Below are 17412 nucleotides of genomic sequence, written 5' to 3'. Positions count from 1 at the left end.
GGGGCTGCCGTTTTTGTTGGTGCCGGATTCGGCGGTGTCTGATCGATTGCTTTCGCGAGCAGGCTCGCTCCCACAGGGGGATGCATTGCAAATGTGGCAGCGAGCCTGCTCGCGAAGGCGGCGGTACTGCCGATAGAGAACTCTGGCATCCCCGGCCCACCGCCTTATAATGCCCGCCTTTGCAAAATCAGCAGGCTGTCCCACCTTGGCAAACATAGATAACCCGGTCGCCGAAATGGCGCCCGACGGCTTTTACCGCGTCGCGCTGGGCGTTGAGTACAAAGGCTCGCGCTACAGCGGCTGGCAGCGTCAGTTGACCGGTGTGGCGACGGTGCAGGAAGAGCTTGAAAAAGCCCTGTCGAAAGTCGCCAATTCACCGGTTTCCCTGCAATGCGCCGGGCGTACCGACGCCGGCGTGCATGCCTGCGGCCAAGTGGTGCACTTTGACACCCAGGTTGATCGCTCGCTGAAAGCCTGGGTCATGGGCGCCAACATCAATCTGCCTCACGACATCAGCGTCAGTTGGGCCAGGGTCATGCCGGCGCATTTTCATGCGCGCTTCAAGGCCATTGCCCGGCGTTATCGCTATGTGATCTACAACGATCAGATTCGCCCGGCGCACCTCAACGAAGAAATCACCTGGAATCACCGCCCGCTCGACGCCGAGCGCATGGCCGAGGCCGCGCAGTACCTGATCGGTACCCACGATTTCAGCGCGTTCCGGGCCGGTCAGTGCCAGGCCAAGTCGCCGATCAAGAAGATGCATCACCTGCGCGTGACCCGTCACGGCAAGATGATCGTGCTCGACATTCGTGCCAATGCCTTCCTGCATCACATGGTGCGCAACATTGCCGGTGTGCTGATGACCATTGGTGCCGGGGAGCGCCCGGTGGAGTGGATGAAAGAAGTGCTGGAGAGTCGCGAGCGTCGCTCCGGCGGGGTGACGGCGCATCCATATGGGCTGTATCTGGTGCAGGTCGAGTACCACGACGAATTCCCGTTACCCGAGCGCTTTATCGGGCCACATTTCCTTACGGGTTTCTCCGAACTTGACGGCTGACGCCCTCGGACGCTTTTGTTACCATCCGGGACGTTTTCGGATTTTGCCTTGAGGTTTTCCTGACATGTCAGCTGTTCGCAGCAAGATCTGCGGCATTACCCGCATCGAAGATGCGCTGGCCGCCGTCGAAGCCGGCGCCGATGCGATTGGTCTGGTGTTTTACGCCAAGAGCCCGCGTGCAGTGAATGTGCAGCAGGCAAGGGCGATCATCAAGGCGTTGCCGCCGTTCGTCACCACCGTGGGGCTGTTCGTCAATGCCAGTCGATGCGAGCTGGGAGAAATCCTCGATGCGGTGCCGCTGGATCTGCTGCAATTCCATGGCGATGAAAGCGCGCAGGAGTGCGAAGGCTGGCATCGTCCATACATCAAAGCGCTGCGGGTCAAGGCTGGCGATGACATTGCCGCTGCCTGCGATGCCTTTCCCGGCGCCAGTGGCGTACTGCTCGACACCTATGTCGAAGGGGTGCCCGGCGGAACCGGCGAGGCGTTTGACTGGTCACTGATTCCGCAACACCTGAGCAAGCCGCTGATTCTGGCCGGCGGCCTGACGCCGGATAACGTTGCCGACGCGGTAGCACGGGTCAAGCCCTACGCGGTGGATGTCAGCGGCGGGGTAGAAGCGAGCAAAGGCATCAAGGATCACCACAAGATTCGCGCATTCATCAACGCGGTGCGCGGCAATACATCGTCGATGTGACGGCTGGCAGTCTGCCGCCGTCCATCAATGCACTTGCACAAAGCAGGCGCGGCTGAGGGTTGCTGAATCGTACGCAGGTCATGTTTCGCGCTGACCGCGACTGTTCAGCAACCATCGCCACACACATGAATTTAGCTCAAGGGCATACGCGGGGCTGCGAACCAGAGCGTTCGGGCCGCCGGTACTGGAGAAAGAAAGCATGAGCAACTGGTTAGTAGACAAACTGATCCCTTCGATCATGCGCTCGGAGGTCAAGAAGAGCTCGGTGCCTGAAGGTCTGTGGCACAAATGCCCGTCCTGCGAGGCGGTGTTGTACCGTCCGGAGCTGGAAAAGACCCTGGACGTTTGCCCCAAGTGCAACCACCACATGCGCATCGGCGCACGTGCGCGCATCGACATCTTCCTCGATCCGGAAGGCCGCAACGAACTGGGTGCTGACCTGGAGCCGGTTGATCGTCTGAAATTCCGCGACGGCAAGAAGTACAAGGATCGCCTGGTTGCTGCGCAGAAGCAGACCGGCGAAAAAGACGCGCTGATCTCGGTCAGCGGTACGTTGCTGGGCATGCCGGTAGTGGTTTCGGCATTCGAATTCAACTTCATGGGCGGTTCCATGGGCGCCATCGTCGGTGAGCGCTTCGTGCGCGCTGCCAACTACGCCCTGGAAAACCGCTGCCCGATGATCTGCTTCGCCGCTTCCGGTGGTGCACGCATGCAGGAAGCGCTGATCTCGCTGATGCAGATGGCCAAGACTTCGGCCGTGCTGGCGCGTCTGCGTGAAGAGGGCATTCCGTTCATTTCCGTACTCACCGACCCGGTTTACGGCGGTGTCTCCGCCAGTCTGGCGATGCTTGGTGACGTCATTGTTGGCGAACCGAAAGCCCTGATCGGCTTCGCCGGTCCGCGGGTAATCGAGCAGACCGTGCGCGAGAAGCTGCCGGAAGGCTTCCAGCGCAGCGAGTTCCTGCTGGAGCACGGCGCCATCGACATGATCATTCACCGTCAGGAGCTGCGCCCGCGTCTGGGTAACCTGCTGGCACAGATGACTGGCAAGCCGACGCCGAAATTCGTCGCCGCGCCGATCGAGCCGATCGTGGTTCCGCCGGTGCCTGCCAACGTATGACCCAGCGCACCCTTGGTGAATGGCTCGCCTACCTCGAGCAGTTGCATCCGTCGGCCATCGACATGGGCCTGGAGCGTTCGCAACAGGTAGCGTCCCGCATGGGGCTGGGCCAGCCGGCGCCTCGGGTGATCACGGTCACCGGCACCAACGGCAAGGGTTCGACCTGCGCGTTCATGGCTTCTTTGCTGCGTGCGCAGGGCCTTAGCGTTGGCGTCTACAATTCTCCGCACCTGCTGCGTTATAACGAGCGGGTGCAACTCAATGGCGTCGAAGCCACTGACGTCCAGCTGTGCGAAGCCTTTGCTGCGGTCGAGGCGGGCCGCGGCGAGACTTCCCTGACTTACTTCGAAATGGGCACTCTGGCAGCGTTCTGGCTGTTTCAGCAGTCTGCACTTGACGCTGTAGTGCTTGAAGTGGGTCTGGGCGGGCGTCTGGACACGGTCAATGTGGTCGATGCCGATATCGCGCTGGTCACCAGCATTGGTGTCGATCACGCCGATTATCTGGGCGACACCCGCGAATCCGTCGCCTTCGAGAAGGCCGGTATCTTCCGCCAGGGCAAACCGGCCCTGTGTGGCGACCTGAATCCGCCGCAACCACTGCTCGACAAGGCGCGCGAACTGGCTTGCCCGTTTTTTCTGCGTGGACGCGATTTCGATCTTGGCACCACCGAGCAGCATTGGCAGTGGCGCGGTACCGATGCACAGGGCGAGGCGGTCGAACTGCGTGACTTGCCACTGCTTGATCTGCCGATGGAAAACGCCGCGCTGGCGCTGCAAGCCTATCTGCTGACAGGTTTCCCGTGGAATGCCGAACAGATCGTATCTGCATTGCAGGCGACGCGCGTGGTCGGGCGCCTCGATCGTCGTTCGTTCGAATGGAACGGTAAGCGCCTGAACCTGTTGCTGGATGTCGGTCACAACCCGCACGCCGCTGAATATCTCGCCCGGCGTCTGGCCGCGCGGCCGCCGTCTGGCAAGCGTCTGGCGGTGTTCGGGTTGCTGGCGGACAAGGATCTGGATGGTGTTGTTGGCGAATTGAATGCTAGTGTCGCGCATTGGGCTGTCGCGCCGCTGGATTCGCCACGTGCGCGTCCTGTGGCTGAGCTTGAGGCCGCGCTGCAGAACCTTGGCGCTTCGGTTACGTCCTATGCCAGCGTTGCGGCCGCTCTGGAAGGGCAGTGCGCGATTGCAACCAGCGACGACGAGATTCTGTTGTTCGGATCATTTTATTGTGTCGCCGAGGCCCTTGAATGGCTGGCCCGGCTCTCCACGGAGGAAGCGGCAAATGGCTTTGCTGGATAAAGCGTACAAGCAGCGCATGGTTGGCGCGCTGGTGCTGGTGGCGCTGGCGGTGATCTTCCTGCCGATGCTGTTTTCCCGTCAGGACGAGCAGCGTCAGGTGACCGTCGAGGCCCCGGCTGCGCCTCAACCTTCGGCCATGCCGCAAGTGCAAATGGACCCGGTCGCCGTGCCTGAGCCCCAGGCTTTGCCGCAAGAGCCGGTGCCAACGGACGAAGAGGTCGCTGAAGAAGTGGTGCCTGCTGCTCCGGCTGCTGCTCCGGCCGCCCCGGCACCGACCATCCCGGCGCAGATTGCCCGCCCGGCGACGCCGCCACCGGTGGCCAAGCCGATTCCGGCGCCGGCTCAGCCGATCACCTCGGCAACCAGCAAGCCTGACACCACGCAGAGCCGCGTCGATGCCAACGGTCTGTCGGTGAGCTGGTCGGTGCAACTGGCCAGTCTGTCGAGCCGCGCCAGCGCCGAAAGCCTGCAGAAGAACCTGCGCAGCCAGGGTTATAACGCCTACATTCGTTCGGCGGATGGCAAGAATCGGGTTTTCGTCGGTCCGCTGATCGAACGTGCCGAAGCCGATCGTCTGCGTGATCTGCTGAGCCGTCAACAGAACCTCAAGGGCTTCGTTGTCCGTTTTCAGCCTGAACGTGGCTGAAATCTATCACCTCGATTGAAAAGCACTGACGATCGCAGCTTACCGACAGCCATGCGCTCTGCTAAAATGCGCCGCCTTATCCGTCTGTAGGCTGCACTGTGCCATTTACCTGGGTTGACTGGGCGATCGTTGCAATCATCGCCATCTCCGCATTGATCAGTCTGAGCCGCGGCTTCGTAAAGGAAGCGTTATCGCTGCTGACCTGGATCATCGCAGGAGCGGTTGCCTGGATGTTTGGTGGCTCACTGTCCGAGTACCTCGCCGGATACATCGAAACCCCATCGGCTCGCGTGATCGCGGGCTGTGCCATCATGTTTGTCGCCACACTGATCGTGGGCGCAATGATCAATTATCTTATCGGCGAGTTGGTTCGCGTCACCGGGTTGTCCGGGACCGATCGATTCCTCGGCATGGCCTTCGGCGCAGCGCGTGGCGTGTTGCTGGTGGTCGTGGCGGTCGGGCTGTTGAGCCTGGGGCCGGTACAGCAGGACGGGTGGTGGAAAGAATCACAGCTCGTGCCCAAGTTTCTATTGGTCGCCGACTGGTCCAAAAACCTGATACTCGGGTGGAGCAGTCAGTGGCTTGCCAGCGGAATCAGCGTACCCGCTGAGATTCCGTTCAAGGAGCAGCTCTTGCCGACGGCGAAAACGCCTCAGTGAGTGTTGTTCAGTTCAGATCCATTAAGTAGGGGTTGCGTCGCATGTGTGGCATCGTCGGTATCGTCGGTAAGTCGAACGTCAATCAGGCGCTGTATGACGCGCTAACCGTGCTCCAGCACCGCGGCCAGGACGCTGCCGGTATCGTGACCAGCCATGATGGCCGGTTGTTCCTGCGCAAGGATAATGGCCTGGTGCGTGACGTGTTCCAGCAGCGTCACATGCAGCGTCTGGTCGGCCACATGGGTATCGGCCACGTCCGTTACCCGACTGCCGGCAGCTCGACGTCGGCCGAAGCCCAGCCGTTCTACGTCAACTCGCCGTACGGCATCACCCTGGCGCACAACGGTAACCTGACCAACGTTGAACAGTTGGCCAAAGAGATCTACGAATCCGATCTGCGTCACGTCAACACCAGTTCCGACTCGGAAGTGCTGCTCAACGTGTTCGCCCACGAGCTGGCCCAGCGCGGCAAGCTGCAGCCGACCGAAGAAGACGTGTTTGCCGCTGTGACCGATGTGCACAACCGCTGCGTGGGTGGTTACGCCGTTGTGGCGATGGTCACGGGTTACGGCATCGTCGGTTTCCGCGACCCGCACGGCATTCGCCCGATCGTGTTCGGCCAGCGTCACACCGACGAAGGCGTCGAGTACATGATCGCCTCGGAAAGCGTTTCCCTGGACGTGCTCGGTTTCACCCTGATCCGCGACCTCGCGCCGGGCGAAGCGGTTTACATCACCGAAGATGGCAAGCTGCACACCCGTCAGTGCGCAACCAACCCGTCCCTGACCCCGTGCATCTTCGAACACGTCTACCTGGCGCGTCCGGATTCGATCATCGACGGCGTGTCGGTGTACAAGGCGCGTCTGCGCATGGGCGAGAAGCTCGCCGAGAAAATCCTGCGCGAGCGTCCTGAGCACGACATCGACGTGGTCATCCCGATTCCGGACACCAGCCGTACTGCCGCGCTGGAGCTGGCCAATCACCTGGGCGTGAAATTCCGCGAAGGCTTCGTCAAGAACCGCTACATCGGTCGCACCTTCATCATGCCGGGCCAGGCGGCACGCAAGAAGTCGGTACGCCAGAAGCTCAACGCCATCGAGCTGGAATTCCGCGGCAAGAACGTCATGCTGGTCGATGACTCGATCGTGCGCGGCACCACTTGCAAGCAGATCATCCAGATGGCCCGCGAAGCCGGCGCGAAAAACGTCTACTTCTGCTCGGCGGCACCTGCGGTGCGCTTCCCGAACGTCTACGGTATCGACATGCCGAGCGCCCACGAACTGATCGCGCACAACCGTTCGACTCAGGACGTGGCCGATCTGATCGGCGCTGACTGGCTGATCTATCAGGACTTGCCTGACTTGATCGAAGCGGTCGGTGGCGGCAAGATCAAGATCGAGCACTTCGATTGTGCGGTGTTCGACGGCAAGTACGTGACTGGTGACGTCGACGAGGCTTACCTGAACAAGATCGAACAGGCGCGCAACGATGCCTCGAAGGTCAAGACCCAGGCAGTCAGTGCGATCATCGATCTGTACAACAACTGAGTTTCCACCGGCCCTGAGGGGCCGGTTTTGTATCTGATATTTATTGTTCGTGAACAAAGGAGAGACAGCATGAGTCAGGAATGGGATGCCGGTCGGCTGGACAGCGACCTCGAAGGCGTAGCGTTCGATACCCTGGCCGTGCGTGCCGGTCAGCACCGCACGCCGGAAGGCGAGCACGGTGATCCGATGTTCTTCACCTCCAGCTATGTGTTCCGCACCGCTGCCGATGCGGCGGCGCGCTTTGCCGGCGAAGTGCCGGGCAACGTCTACTCGCGTTACACCAACCCGACCGTGCGCGCATTCGAAGAGCGCATCGCCGCGCTGGAAGGCGCCGAGCAGGCCGTCGCCACGGCCACCGGCATGGCCGCGATCATGGCGGTGGTGATGAGCCTGTGCAGTGCGGGCGATCACGTGCTGGTGTCGCGCAGCGTGTTCGGCTCGACCATCAGCCTGTTCGAGAAGTATTTCAAGCGCTTCGGCGTCGAAGTCGATTACGTCCCGCTGGCCGATCTGTCGGCCTGGGGTGCGGCAATCAAATCCAACACCAAACTGCTTTTTGTCGAATCGCCGTCCAATCCGTTGGCCGAACTGGTGGATATCGCCGCACTGGCAGAAATCGCGCACGCCAAGGGCGCGCAGCTGGTGGTCGACAACTGCTTCTGCACTCCAGCGTTGCAGCAGCCGCTGAAGCTCGGCGCGGATATTGTCGTGCACTCGGCGACCAAGTTCATCGACGGTCAGGGCCGCTGCATGGGCGGCGTTGTTGCCGGTCGCGGTGAACAGATGAAAGAAGTAGTGGGTTTTCTGCGGACCGCCGGGCCGACTCTCAGCCCGTTCAATGCGTGGATCTTCCTCAAAGGCCTCGAGACCCTCAACCTGCGCATGAAAGCGCACTGCGCCAATGCTCAGGCGCTGGCCGAATGGCTGGAGCAGCAGGACGGCATCGAGAAAGTCCATTACGCCGGCCTCAAGAGCCATCCGCAACACGAGCTGGCCCAGCGCCAGCAGAAGGGCTTCGGTGCGGTGGTCAGCTTCGAGGTCAAGGGCGGCAAAGAAGGCGCCTGGCGCTTTATCGATGCCACGCGGTTGATTTCGATCACCGCCAACCTTGGCGACAGCAAAACCACCATCACCCATCCAAGCACCACCTCCCACGGTCGTCTGGCACCGCAGGAGCGTGAGGCGGCGGGGATTCGCGACAGCCTGATCCGTGTCGCGGTCGGTCTGGAAGATGTGGCTGACCTGCAAGCCGACCTGGCGCGCGGTCTGGCGGCATTGTGATCGAGTTGTCCACACCGGCGACCAATACCCATGGCCGCGTGGCGATGGTCACTGGCGCTGCACGCGGTATCGGCCTCGGAATTGCCGCCTGGCTGATCAGCGAAGGCTGGCAAGTGGTGCTGACTGATCTCGATCGGGCGCGTGGTTCGAAAGTGGCGAAGGTGCTCGGCGAGAATGCCTGGTTCATCGCCATGGACGTCGCCGACGAAAATCAGGTCGCGCTGGGCGTGGCCGAGGTATTGGGGCAGTTTGGTCGCCTTGATGCATTGGTTTGCAACGCGGCGGTGGCCGATCCGCACAACATCACTCTGGAAAGCCTCGATCTGGCGCATTGGAATCGGGTGCTGGCGGTGAATCTCAGCGGGCCGATGTTGTTGGCCAAGCACTGCGCGCCGTACCTGCGTGCGCATAACGGTTCGATCGTCAACCTGGCCTCGACCCGTGCGCGACAGTCGGAGGCGGACTCCGAGGCGTATGCGGCGAGCAAGGGCGGGCTGTTGGCGCTGACCCATGCGCTGGCAATCAGCCTTGGGCCGGAAATCCGCGTGAACGCAGTCAGTCCGGGCTGGATCGACGCGCGTGATCCCTCGGTGCGTCGCGCCGAACCTTTGGCCGATGCCGATCATGCTCAGCATCCGGCGGGCAGGGTGGGGACGGTCGAAGACGTGGCGGCGATGGTGGCGTGGTTGCTGTCGCGCAATGCGGGATTTGTCACCGGGCAGGAATTTGTCGTCGATGGCGGCATGACCAAGAAGATGATCTACGAGCAGTGAAAGGCAGCTTCAAGCTTCAAGCTTCAAGCTTCAAGCTTCAAGCTTCAAGCTTCAAGCTTCAAGCTTCAAGCTTCAAGCTTCAAGCTGCAAGCTTCAAGCTTCAAGCTTCAAGCTGCAAGCTTCAAGTTAAAGCAAGACGCTGGTCTGCCTGGTTTAGGTGATCATCCTTTTCTTGAAGCTTGAAGCCGTTTTTGAAAAAAACTCCAATCCTGCTATTGACTTAGCTTCGCCACCTGCGTAAATTTCGCGGCCTCGGAGATGCAAACGGGTGATTAGCTCAGCTGGGAGAGCGTCTGCCTTACAAGCAGAATGTCGGCGGTTCGATCCCGTCATCACCCACCACTCCCGAGAAGCTTGCGCAAGCAAGAGAGTAGGCTGAAAGTGCCTGCACCGACGCGCAGCGGTAGTTCAGTCGGTTAGAATACCGGCCTGTCACGCCGGGGGTCGCGGGTTCGAGTCCCGTCCGCTGCGCCATATTTTACGAGTCAGATTGATCTGGTTCGCGATTACCAGGCACCGAAGCCGGTAATCAAAACGAGTTACTTGAGCGCAAGCTCAAAGCGATACGCAGCGGTAGTTCAGTCGGTTAGAATACCGGCCTGTCACGCCGGGGGTCGCGGGTTCGAGTCCCGTCCGCTGCGCCATATCTGTTTCAAGGACCACTGAACGCCTTGAAGCGCCGAAACCAGTCATAGGCTGGGTCGGATCGATAGCAAAGACCCTGGTCGAAAGACCGGGGTTTTTTGTGTCTGAAATTTGGTTATTCCTCTTCCTCTCTCCTTAAGTCCACGCGAATCCCTGTGGGAGCGAGCCTGCTCGCGAAAGCGCCGGCACATTCAAAATCTGTATTGCCTGGAAAAACGTTTTCGCGAGCAGGCTCGCTCCCACATAGGCTCGCTCTGTTATCTCGGCGGATCGGATGCGGTGCCACGTCGCATTGATTTTTTGATTATTTAGTCAGGTTTTTGTAACTGGTTGTTTGCTGTGGGCGCAGAAATCTTTAAAGTTAACCTTTCGGTCAGCTTTGCACTGTCAACACAGCTCTTTGCTTCGCCAGAAAGAGCTTCTGCACGACTCGAGATCCCCAGTAGATAACCACAAGGGCGGACCTATAACCGCCCAGAGGATGATCCATGTCCAACCGTGAAATATCCCGGCGCTCGTTCCTCCAGGGCGGGCTGGTGGCGGGTGTGAGCGTTACGCTTACGCCGCTCAGCAGTCATGCGCTGGCTGCCTTGATGGAAAACAGCGTCACCGTGCCGTCCGAGAAATGGCTCGGCAATAACGGCAAGGCCCGTCAACGCAACGATGCCTTGTCCAAGGTCTGCGGCAGCAAGGTGTTTGCCCGCGACATCCGCGCCAAAGACATGCCTGGCTGGCCTGAGCAACAAGGCCACGCGATGCTGCTGAAAACCATCAAGGCCGACCGTATCTACGCAGGTTACGACCTGTCGTGGCTCGGCGCCGATCTGCAGCCGGACCGCATCGTTACCGCTGCCGATCTGGACAAGGACGGTATCGTCTTCCCCGAAGAGCACGCGCCTGATCCATTGCTGCCGGAAGGTAAAGTGCCGATGTTCATCGGGCACCCGGTGGCGATCCTGATCTGGAACGATTTCGAGCGTTTCCGTCAGGCAAAGAATCAACTCAAATTCAATGACAAAGCGATTCGTTACGGCGCCAAAGTGCCGTTCTACGAAGGCGACCCCTACGGCAGCTTCCGCTACGTGCGCGTCGGTGGCGCGACCTCGGCGGACGAAGACGAGTTCGCCAGCCTCAAGGATTCGATCCTGTTCCCGATGCTGAAGAACCGCCGTCCAGTGTGGAATGCATCGCCGAACCTGCATGGCAACCTCACCGAGCGCGGCCTGTTCTACGCCGACCGCATGAAGCAGGAAATCGACACGCTGCCAGACAACTGGCTGGTGTTCGATGAGCGCTACAAGACGCCGTCGATCGAACCGGCCGCCCTCGAGCCGGACAACGGCAACGGCTGGTACGACCCGAAAACCAAAACCCTGCATTTCGTCGTGGCGACGCAATGCCCGCTGGAAGTCGCGACCGAGACCGCGAAGATGATCGGGCCGTCGCGTTTCGGCCTGGCCAACCTGAACATGCACCCGGGCTATACCGTCGGCTATGGCTCCAAAGACCACAACATTTTTGTCTACTACGCAGCCCTGGCTGCGCTGTACGGCGCCGGTGTGCCGGTGCGTCTGGCCAACGACCGCTACGAGCAGTTCCAGAGCGGCATCAAGCGTCACCCGTTCGACATCCGCTACCAGTTGGCCGTGGACAAGAATGACTACACCTTCAAGATTTTCCGCGCGGAAATGAGCGTCGACGGCGGCGGTCGGGTCAACTACAGCCCATCGGTGGCGGCGGTTGGCGCCACGGCTGCGCAGTCGATCTACTACATGCCGCAGAACGATCTGCAGGTCACCGCGTATCACTCGCGGGCGGTCGAGGCGGGTTCGATGCGCGGTTACGGCACTCTGCAAAGTATGGCGGCCACCGAAATGATGGTCGACGAAATCGCTAATCGTCTGGGTGTCGACGCCATCGATTTGCGCCGCAGGAATGCCCTGCGATCCGGTATGAAAAACACCCAGGGCGCAATCCCGGCCGGTGCGCTGCGCCTGCACGAAATTCTCGACAAGGCCTCGGTGCACGAAGTCTGGAAAAACCGCGACACGATCAAGCGACAACGTGAAGCGGCAGACCCGGATAACTGGTACGGCATCGGTTTCGCCATCTGCCAGAAAGACTTCGGCACCGGCTCCGAAGCGCCGATGGCCAGCATCGAATTCACCGCAGACGGGCGCATCACCCTGCGCCACATCGGTATCGAAATCGGCACCGGCATGTCCACTTCGCAAGCCTTGGTTGTCGCCGATTTCCTCGGCAGCCCGGCGCACGAGGTGAAGACCGGAGAAACCGAGTGGCAGGAAATGCAGCTGATCAGCAGCGGCAACCCGTACATCATGAGTCAGGCCGAGCAGGACAATCTGCTGCGCAATCCGCGCTGGGTCGGCAAGCTGGCGTCGGCGTCTTCGGCGACCAACTCCGCCTACTACTTCAGTCATGCGACCCGTGAAGCGGCGCGTGTGCTGTTCAACCACGGCTTGTGGCCGGCGGCACTGGAGATCTGGCGTCAGGGTCCGTACGGCGGCCAGGCCAACCCTTACGTGGTGCGCCGCGAAGATGCGCATTGGGTCGATGGCAAGCTGACCGCCAACGGCATGCAGCCGCTGAGTTTCGAAGAGCTGGCCAAGCGCGCCCACGAACGCGGTCTGGTGACGGGCGCCACGGTGCACGGTTTCAACCGTTGGAGCTGGGCCGAAGCCGAATACAGCATCGACGGTGTGCGCGAGCGCTTGCCGCTCGACGGTCTGGCGGTGAAATACGGCGATGGCGCGCCGCAAGCGAAGAAAGCGCAGATGAACAGCGCCGGCTTCCACTTGCTTGATCGGCAGAACGTCAACTACCCGGTAGTGCAGTTGAACAACGCTGCCGTGACCTATTACAGCCCGGTCGCGACGCTGGTCGAGTTGAAGGTCAATAAAGGCTCGGCGGAAGTTCAGGTGCTCAACCACCATTCGTGGATCGAGTGTGGTCGGGTACTGGTTGAAGAGTTGGTCAAGGGCCAGCTCGAAGGCGGTATCGCCATGGGTATTGGTCATGCGCTGATGGAAGAGATGCCGTTGTACGAAGGCGGGCCGGGGGAGGGTGACTGGAACTTCAACCGTTACCGTCTGCCGATGGCGCGTCATGTTGCCGTGTGGAGGCAGACTGCGGAGATCCTGCCGCCGCTGTCGCCGAGCGATCCGTCCAAGGGCATCGCCGAAGTGGTGATGATCCCGATTGTCGGTGCCATCGGTAACGCCGTGGCGCACGCCATCGGGAAACGTGTTCGTGACCTGCCTATCACCGCTGCGCGCATCAAGGAGGCCCTCAATGGCTAACCGTCCGCTTCAACTGACCCTCAATGGTCAATCCGTCGGCCCGGTGGACATCCCTGATGACCTGCCGATGATCGACTACCTGCACGAATACAAAAACCTCACCGGCTCGCGGCTGGGCTGCGGTCAGGGGATCTGCCACGCCTGTGTGGTGATCGTCGATAACCCCGACGGTACCAGCGAAGAAGTGCGCACCTGCATCACCGGCGCGCACTACTTCGAGGGCAAGAAAGTCCGCACCATCGAAGGCCACGCCACTCGCGACGAGCAGGGTCAGGTCACCGAGCTCAATCCGATCCAGCAGCGCTTTGTCGACGAGTTCGCCTTCCAGTGCAGCTACTGCGCGCCAGGCTTCGTCAACGCTGCCACCGTGCTGGTGGAGAAGCTGCAACGCCAGCCAACCGTACAGAGCAAGCTGGAACAGGTGATCGAGGACAGCCTCGGCCATCACGTCTGCCGCTGCACCGGGTACGTGCGTTATTACAACGCCACGCGCAACGTGCTGACCGATCTCGGCCTGGTCAAGGAGGGTTGAGCATGAAGCATTTACTGACCCGCCTGACTTTTGCGGTCGGACTGGCTGTGCCGCTTTTGGCGGTCCAGGCTGATGATCAGGTCAAGCGCGGCGAATACCTCGCCCGCGCCGCCGACTGCATGGCTTGTCACACCGCACCCGGTGGCGCGCCCTATGCCGGCGGCCTGCCGATCGTCTCGCCATTCGGCACGATCTACGGCACCAACATCACCCCGAGCAAAGAGCACGGCATCGGTCTGTACAGCGATGACGAGTTCTTCGCTGCGCTGACCGAAGGCAAGCGGCGCGACGGTGCGAATTTGTATCCAGCGATGCCGTACACCACTTATCACCTGATGCCGCGCGCCGATTCCGATGCGATTCACGCGTATCTGAAAACCATCGAGCCGATCGAACGCGCCGCGCCGGTGACCAGTCTGAGCTTTCCGTTCAATGTGCGTCTGGGCCTGACGGGCTGGAACATGCTCTACGGCAAAGACGTCAAGCTGGAATCGGCGGAAGGCAAAAGTGAGGCGTGGAAGCGCGGCCAGTACATGGTCGACGTTCTCGGTCACTGCGGCGAATGCCATACGCCACGCGGCCTGCCCGGCGCGATGCAAATGGACAAGCGTATGACCGGCGGCATTCTCAATGGTTATCTGGCGCCGAGCCTGCTGGCTACCGACCTGGCCACGCGCGGCTGGAATCAGCAGGATCTGAGCACGTTTCTCAAGCACGGCATGAGCGCGCAAGGGACGATGTTCAACGAGATGTTTCCGGTGTTTCACAACAGCACTCAAAGTCTGAGCAATGCTGATCTGGCAGCAATGGCGACATTCCTGCTCGGCGAGCAACCGCCGCCAGCCAAAGAGCTCGTCGAGGTGCCGCTCGACAAGCTCAGCCCGAGTGCGCAGCGCGGCCGTCAGGAATACCTGAACGTCTGCGCCGGTTGTCACGCGGCGGGCGGTGAAGGCAAACCGCACATCGCCGTGGCCATGCGCGGCAACACCACGTTGCGCCTGGAAGATCCGCGCAACCTGTTGCGAGTGATCGAGGATGGTATCGGCGAACAGAAGTTCTCCGGGTTCGAACACATGCAGCCGATGCCGGGTTTTGCTGAAAAGCTCAGTCCTGAGCAATTGACCGATCTGCTCAACTATTTGCGTCAGGGTTGGGGCGGGCAGGGCGCTGAACTGGCGGTGAGCGAAGTGCAGAAGCTGCAAGCCGACGCGCCGAGCGTCGAGCACAAGGCCCACTGATATGCAGCATCTCGATCTGCAAGTGGTGCGTCGGGCGCTGGAATGGTCGGTGGCCGGGCAGCGAATCTGGCTGTGCACGGTGCTGACCACTTACGGCTCGGCACCGCGCGCGCCGGGTTCGCTGCTCGCGGTGAACGAAGGCGGGCAGTGGATCGGTTCGCTATCGGGCGGTTGCGTCGAGGAGGATTTCCTTGAGCGCGTCGCCGAAGGTGCGTTTCTCGAAGCGGTAAGCGTCGTGCGTTACGGCGAAGGCGATGATCCGCGCTCGCGGGTCAGTCTGCCTTGCGGCGGCATTCTTGATGTGCTGGTTGAGAAACTTGACGCCGACTGCGCGGTGCAGGCGCACCTGCGTGAACTGGAGTCGGCGCTGCTGGGTCAACGTCGTCTGCTTCGCGAAGTCGATCTGGCCAAAGGTGCGCGCGCTCTGTTTGCTGATCGCGAGCAGGGCGCGCGGATCGAGCGTGAGATCGATCGGGTGCGCATTCGTGTCGGTGCAGCACAGCGCTTGTTGCTCGCTGGCTACTCAAGCGTGGCGCAGGCCTGTGCCGAGTTCGCGGTAGGGCTTGGCTTCGAAGTGATTCTCTGCGATCCGCGTGATGAAGTGCTTGAAGGCGTGGTGCTCAATAGCGTGGAAATCCGTCGACAGTTGCCTTCGGTGTTCATTGCCGACGGAGGCTGCCATCGCGACACGGCAGTGGTGGCGCTGACCCATGATCCGCGCATCGACGATTTGGCGATGATGGAAGCGGTGCGCACCGAAGCGTTTTACATCGGTGTGATGGGATCGCAGCAGACGTCGCAGAAACGCTTCGAGCGCTTACGCCGCATTGGTGGCTTGAGTGAGGCAGAGCTGGCGCGGGTTCATGCGCCGATCGGCCTCAACCTCGGCAGCAAGACACCGGCGGAAATTGCGCTGGCGGTGCTGGCGGATATCCTGCGCATTCGCACCGGGATCGCTCGGGATCAGCTCTGATCCTAAGCCTTGCTGAATCTACTGTGGCGAGGGGATAAATCCCCTCGCCACAATGGTGTTTATAGGCCGTACTTATCGCGCAGCCCGTAATACCAGGCGCCCAGCGCGGCAAACGGTGTGCGCAGCAATTGCCCTCCGGGGAAGGGATAGTGCGGCAGGTCGGCAAAGGCATCGAAGCGCTCGGCCTGACCACGCAACGCTTCGGCGAGGATCTTGCCCGCCAGGTGCGTGTAGGTGACGCCGTGACCGCTGCAGCCCTGCGAGTAATAGATGTTGTCGCCCAGGCGCCCGACCTGCGGCAAGCGCGAAAGGGTCAGCAGGAAGTTGCCGGTCCAGGCGTAGTCGATCTTCACGTCCTTGAGTTGCGGGAAAGCCTTGAGCATCTTCGGGCGGATGATCGCTTCGATGTTCGCCGGATCGCGAGCGCCGTAAACCACGCCGCCACCGAAGATCAAGCGCTTGTCGGCGGTCAGGCGATAGTAGTCGAGCAGATAGTTGCAGTCCTCTACGCAGTAATCCTGCGGCAAAAGCGCCTTCGCCAGCTCATCGCCCAGCGGCTCGGTGGTGATCACCTGGGTACCGCACGGCATCGATTTGGCCGCCAGTTCTGGCACCAAATTACCAAGGTAGGCGTTGCCGGCGACGATGATGAACCTGGTCCTGACCTTACCCTGCGGCGTATGCACGATAGGATTGGCGCCGCGCTCGATGCTCACGGCAGGTGATTGCTCATAGATGGTGCCGCCGAGAGACTCGACTGCCGCCGCTTCACCGAGCGCCAGATTGAGCGGATGGATGTGGCCGCCGCTCATATCGAGCATGCCACCGACGTACTGATCGCAACCCACCACTTCACGGATGCGGCGTTGATCCATCAGTTCCAGCTGGGTGTGGCCGAAGCGTTCCCACAGGCGCTTTTGCGATTCCAGGTGCCCCATTTGTTTGGCGGAAAGGGCGGCGAATACACCGCCGTCCTTCAGGTCGCACTGGATATTGTATCTGGCCACGCGCTCGCGAATGATCCGGCCGCCTTCAAAGGCCATCTCACCGAGCAGTTGCGCCTGCTTTGGGCCGACCGTGCGCTCGATGACATCAATGTCGCGGCTATAACTGTTGACGATCTGTCCACCGTTGCGGCCCGAGGCGCCAAAACCGACTTTCGCCGCTTCCAGCACGGTTACGCGAAAACCGTTCTCCAACAGGAACAGGGCGGACGACAGCCCGGTATACCCGGCGCCGATCACACAGACGTCCGTCTCCACATCATCCTGCAGCACAGGGCGTGGTGGTACGGCATTGGCCGACGCAGCGTAATAAGACTCTGGGTATTGGGTGTTCGCCATCCTGCCGCCTCTGTTTAATATATTTTACGAGTGCGTCGATCCTACCCGAGTTGAAAAACCTCCGCCAGCCACCGGAAAATCTTCCTCGCTGCGCCGAAATTAAATATTTTGCATATTCATAGGGTTAGGTGAAAAAAAGGTGTTGACACCCCTCCGGAATTCCGTAGAATGCCGCCTCACAGCAGGCACGTAGCTCAGTTGGTTAGAGCACCACCTTGACATGGTGGGGGTCGTTGGTTCGAGTCCAATCGCGCCTACCAAACAAAATCCGCTC

General features: G+C 60.8%; 14 protein-coding genes and 4 tRNA genes. 17 read left to right on the top strand and 1 reads right to left on the bottom strand.

Annotation, left to right across the window (positions count from 1 at the left end; genetic code table 11):
- Positions 1-235: 235 nt before the first annotated feature.
- From truA to OC605_RS14195, 16 genes are all read left to right on the top strand, one after another.
- Positions 236-1060: a tRNA pseudouridine(38-40) synthase TruA gene (truA, locus tag OC605_RS14270; RefSeq protein WP_016773937.1), complete on the top strand. Its 825-nt coding sequence runs from the start codon at positions 236-238 to the stop codon at positions 1058-1060.
- A 64-nt stretch (positions 1061-1124) separates the two neighbouring features.
- Positions 1125-1757, top strand: coding sequence for a phosphoribosylanthranilate isomerase (locus OC605_RS14265; RefSeq protein WP_186565630.1), 633 nt, complete (start codon positions 1125-1127; stop codon positions 1755-1757).
- Positions 1758-1956: 199 nt separating this feature from the next.
- Complete coding sequence (accD, locus tag OC605_RS14260; protein ID WP_016773939.1) at positions 1957-2877, top strand: acetyl-CoA carboxylase, carboxyltransferase subunit beta; 921 nt, start codon at positions 1957-1959, stop codon at positions 2875-2877.
- Positions 2874-4181 carry a bifunctional tetrahydrofolate synthase/dihydrofolate synthase gene (gene folC, locus OC605_RS14255; RefSeq protein ID WP_262137815.1) on the top strand — a complete coding sequence of 436 codons (1308 nt, stop codon included), beginning with the start codon at positions 2874-2876 and terminating at the stop codon, positions 4179-4181. The genes accD and folC overlap by 4 nt, the downstream gene beginning before the upstream one ends.
- Entirely contained in the window at positions 4165-4827 is a 663-nt protein-coding gene (locus tag OC605_RS14250; protein WP_024012393.1) for an SPOR domain-containing protein, read from the top strand. The genes folC and OC605_RS14250 overlap by 17 nt, the downstream gene beginning before the upstream one ends.
- A gap of 98 nt (positions 4828-4925) precedes the next feature.
- Positions 4926-5486, top strand: coding sequence for a CvpA family protein (locus OC605_RS14245; RefSeq protein ID WP_016773942.1), 561 nt, complete (start codon positions 4926-4928; stop codon positions 5484-5486).
- Positions 5487-5527: 41 nt separating this feature from the next.
- Positions 5528-7033, top strand: coding sequence for an amidophosphoribosyltransferase (gene purF / locus OC605_RS14240; RefSeq protein ID WP_016773943.1), 1506 nt, complete (start codon positions 5528-5530; stop codon positions 7031-7033).
- Between the two features lie 69 nt (positions 7034-7102).
- Positions 7103-8314: an O-succinylhomoserine sulfhydrylase gene (locus OC605_RS14235; protein WP_041478539.1), complete on the top strand. Its 1212-nt coding sequence runs from the start codon at positions 7103-7105 to the stop codon at positions 8312-8314.
- Positions 8311-9087 carry an SDR family oxidoreductase gene (locus OC605_RS14230; protein WP_262137812.1) on the top strand — a complete coding sequence of 259 codons (777 nt, stop codon included), beginning with the start codon at positions 8311-8313 and terminating at the stop codon, positions 9085-9087. The genes OC605_RS14235 and OC605_RS14230 overlap by 4 nt, the downstream gene beginning before the upstream one ends.
- A 266-nt stretch (positions 9088-9353) precedes the next feature.
- Positions 9354-9429: transfer RNA gene (locus OC605_RS14225), tRNA-Val, on the top strand.
- A 55-nt stretch (positions 9430-9484) separates the two neighbouring features.
- Positions 9485-9561 (top strand) — tRNA-Asp (locus OC605_RS14220).
- 93 nt (positions 9562-9654) lie between these two features.
- A tRNA-Asp gene (locus tag OC605_RS14215) sits at positions 9655-9731 on the top strand.
- Positions 9732-10220: 489 nt separating this feature from the next.
- Entirely contained in the window at positions 10221-13052 is a 2832-nt protein-coding gene (locus OC605_RS14210; RefSeq protein ID WP_262137810.1) for a xanthine dehydrogenase family protein molybdopterin-binding subunit, read from the top strand.
- Positions 13045-13584 carry a (2Fe-2S)-binding protein gene (locus tag OC605_RS14205; RefSeq protein WP_186565622.1) on the top strand — a complete coding sequence of 180 codons (540 nt, stop codon included), beginning with the start codon at positions 13045-13047 and terminating at the stop codon, positions 13582-13584. Before OC605_RS14210 ends, OC605_RS14205 begins: the two co-directional genes overlap by 8 nt.
- 2 nt (positions 13585-13586) lie before the next feature.
- Positions 13587-14822, top strand: coding sequence for a c-type cytochrome (locus OC605_RS14200; protein ID WP_262137809.1), 1236 nt, complete (start codon positions 13587-13589; stop codon positions 14820-14822).
- A gap of 1 nt (position 14823) precedes the next feature.
- A complete protein-coding gene (locus OC605_RS14195) occupies positions 14824-15795 on the top strand; it encodes an XdhC family protein (protein WP_262137807.1) in 972 nt (323 codons plus the stop codon).
- A 59-nt stretch (positions 15796-15854) separates the two neighbouring features.
- On the opposite strand, the gene OC605_RS14190 is transcribed toward OC605_RS14195, so the two are convergent.
- Positions 15855-17138 carry an NAD(P)/FAD-dependent oxidoreductase gene (locus OC605_RS14190; protein WP_262137806.1) on the bottom strand — a complete coding sequence of 428 codons (1284 nt, stop codon included), beginning with the start codon at positions 17136-17138 and terminating at the stop codon, positions 15855-15857.
- 183 nt (positions 17139-17321) lie between these two features.
- Here OC605_RS14190 and OC605_RS14185 point away from each other — a divergent pair.
- Positions 17322-17398, top strand: a tRNA-Val gene (locus tag OC605_RS14185).
- Positions 17399-17412: the final 14 nt, after the last annotated feature.

Origin of the sequence: Pseudomonas sp. Marseille-Q5117 (genome assembly GCF_946901175.1) — a bacterium.
Lineage (GTDB): Bacteria > Pseudomonadota > Gammaproteobacteria > Pseudomonadales > Pseudomonadaceae > Aquipseudomonas > Aquipseudomonas iranensis.
This window is presented reverse-complemented; position numbering and strand designations above follow the sequence as displayed.

Coding starts and splice junctions, on each gene's coding strand:
- truA (WP_016773937.1), top strand. CDS start 236: ATGGCGCCCGACGGCTTTTACCGCGTCGCGCTGGGCGTTGAGTACAAA.
- OC605_RS14265 (WP_186565630.1), top strand. CDS start 1,125: ATGTCAGCTGTTCGCAGCAAGATCTGCGGCATTACCCGCATCGAAGAT.
- accD (WP_016773939.1), top strand. CDS start 1,957: ATGAGCAACTGGTTAGTAGACAAACTGATCCCTTCGATCATGCGCTCG.
- folC (WP_262137815.1), top strand. CDS start 2,874: ATGACCCAGCGCACCCTTGGTGAATGGCTCGCCTACCTCGAGCAGTTG.
- OC605_RS14250 (WP_024012393.1), top strand. CDS start 4,165: ATGGCTTTGCTGGATAAAGCGTACAAGCAGCGCATGGTTGGCGCGCTG.
- purF (WP_016773943.1), top strand. CDS start 5,528: ATGTGTGGCATCGTCGGTATCGTCGGTAAGTCGAACGTCAATCAGGCG.
- OC605_RS14235 (WP_041478539.1), top strand. CDS start 7,103: ATGAGTCAGGAATGGGATGCCGGTCGGCTGGACAGCGACCTCGAAGGC.
- OC605_RS14210 (WP_262137810.1), top strand. CDS start 10,221: ATGTCCAACCGTGAAATATCCCGGCGCTCGTTCCTCCAGGGCGGGCTG.
- OC605_RS14205 (WP_186565622.1), top strand. CDS start 13,045: ATGGCTAACCGTCCGCTTCAACTGACCCTCAATGGTCAATCCGTCGGC.
- OC605_RS14200 (WP_262137809.1), top strand. CDS start 13,587: ATGAAGCATTTACTGACCCGCCTGACTTTTGCGGTCGGACTGGCTGTG.
- OC605_RS14195 (WP_262137807.1), top strand. CDS start 14,824: ATGCAGCATCTCGATCTGCAAGTGGTGCGTCGGGCGCTGGAATGGTCG.
- OC605_RS14190 (WP_262137806.1), bottom strand. CDS start 17,138: ATGGCGAACACCCAATACCCAGAGTCTTATTACGCTGCGTCGGCCAAT.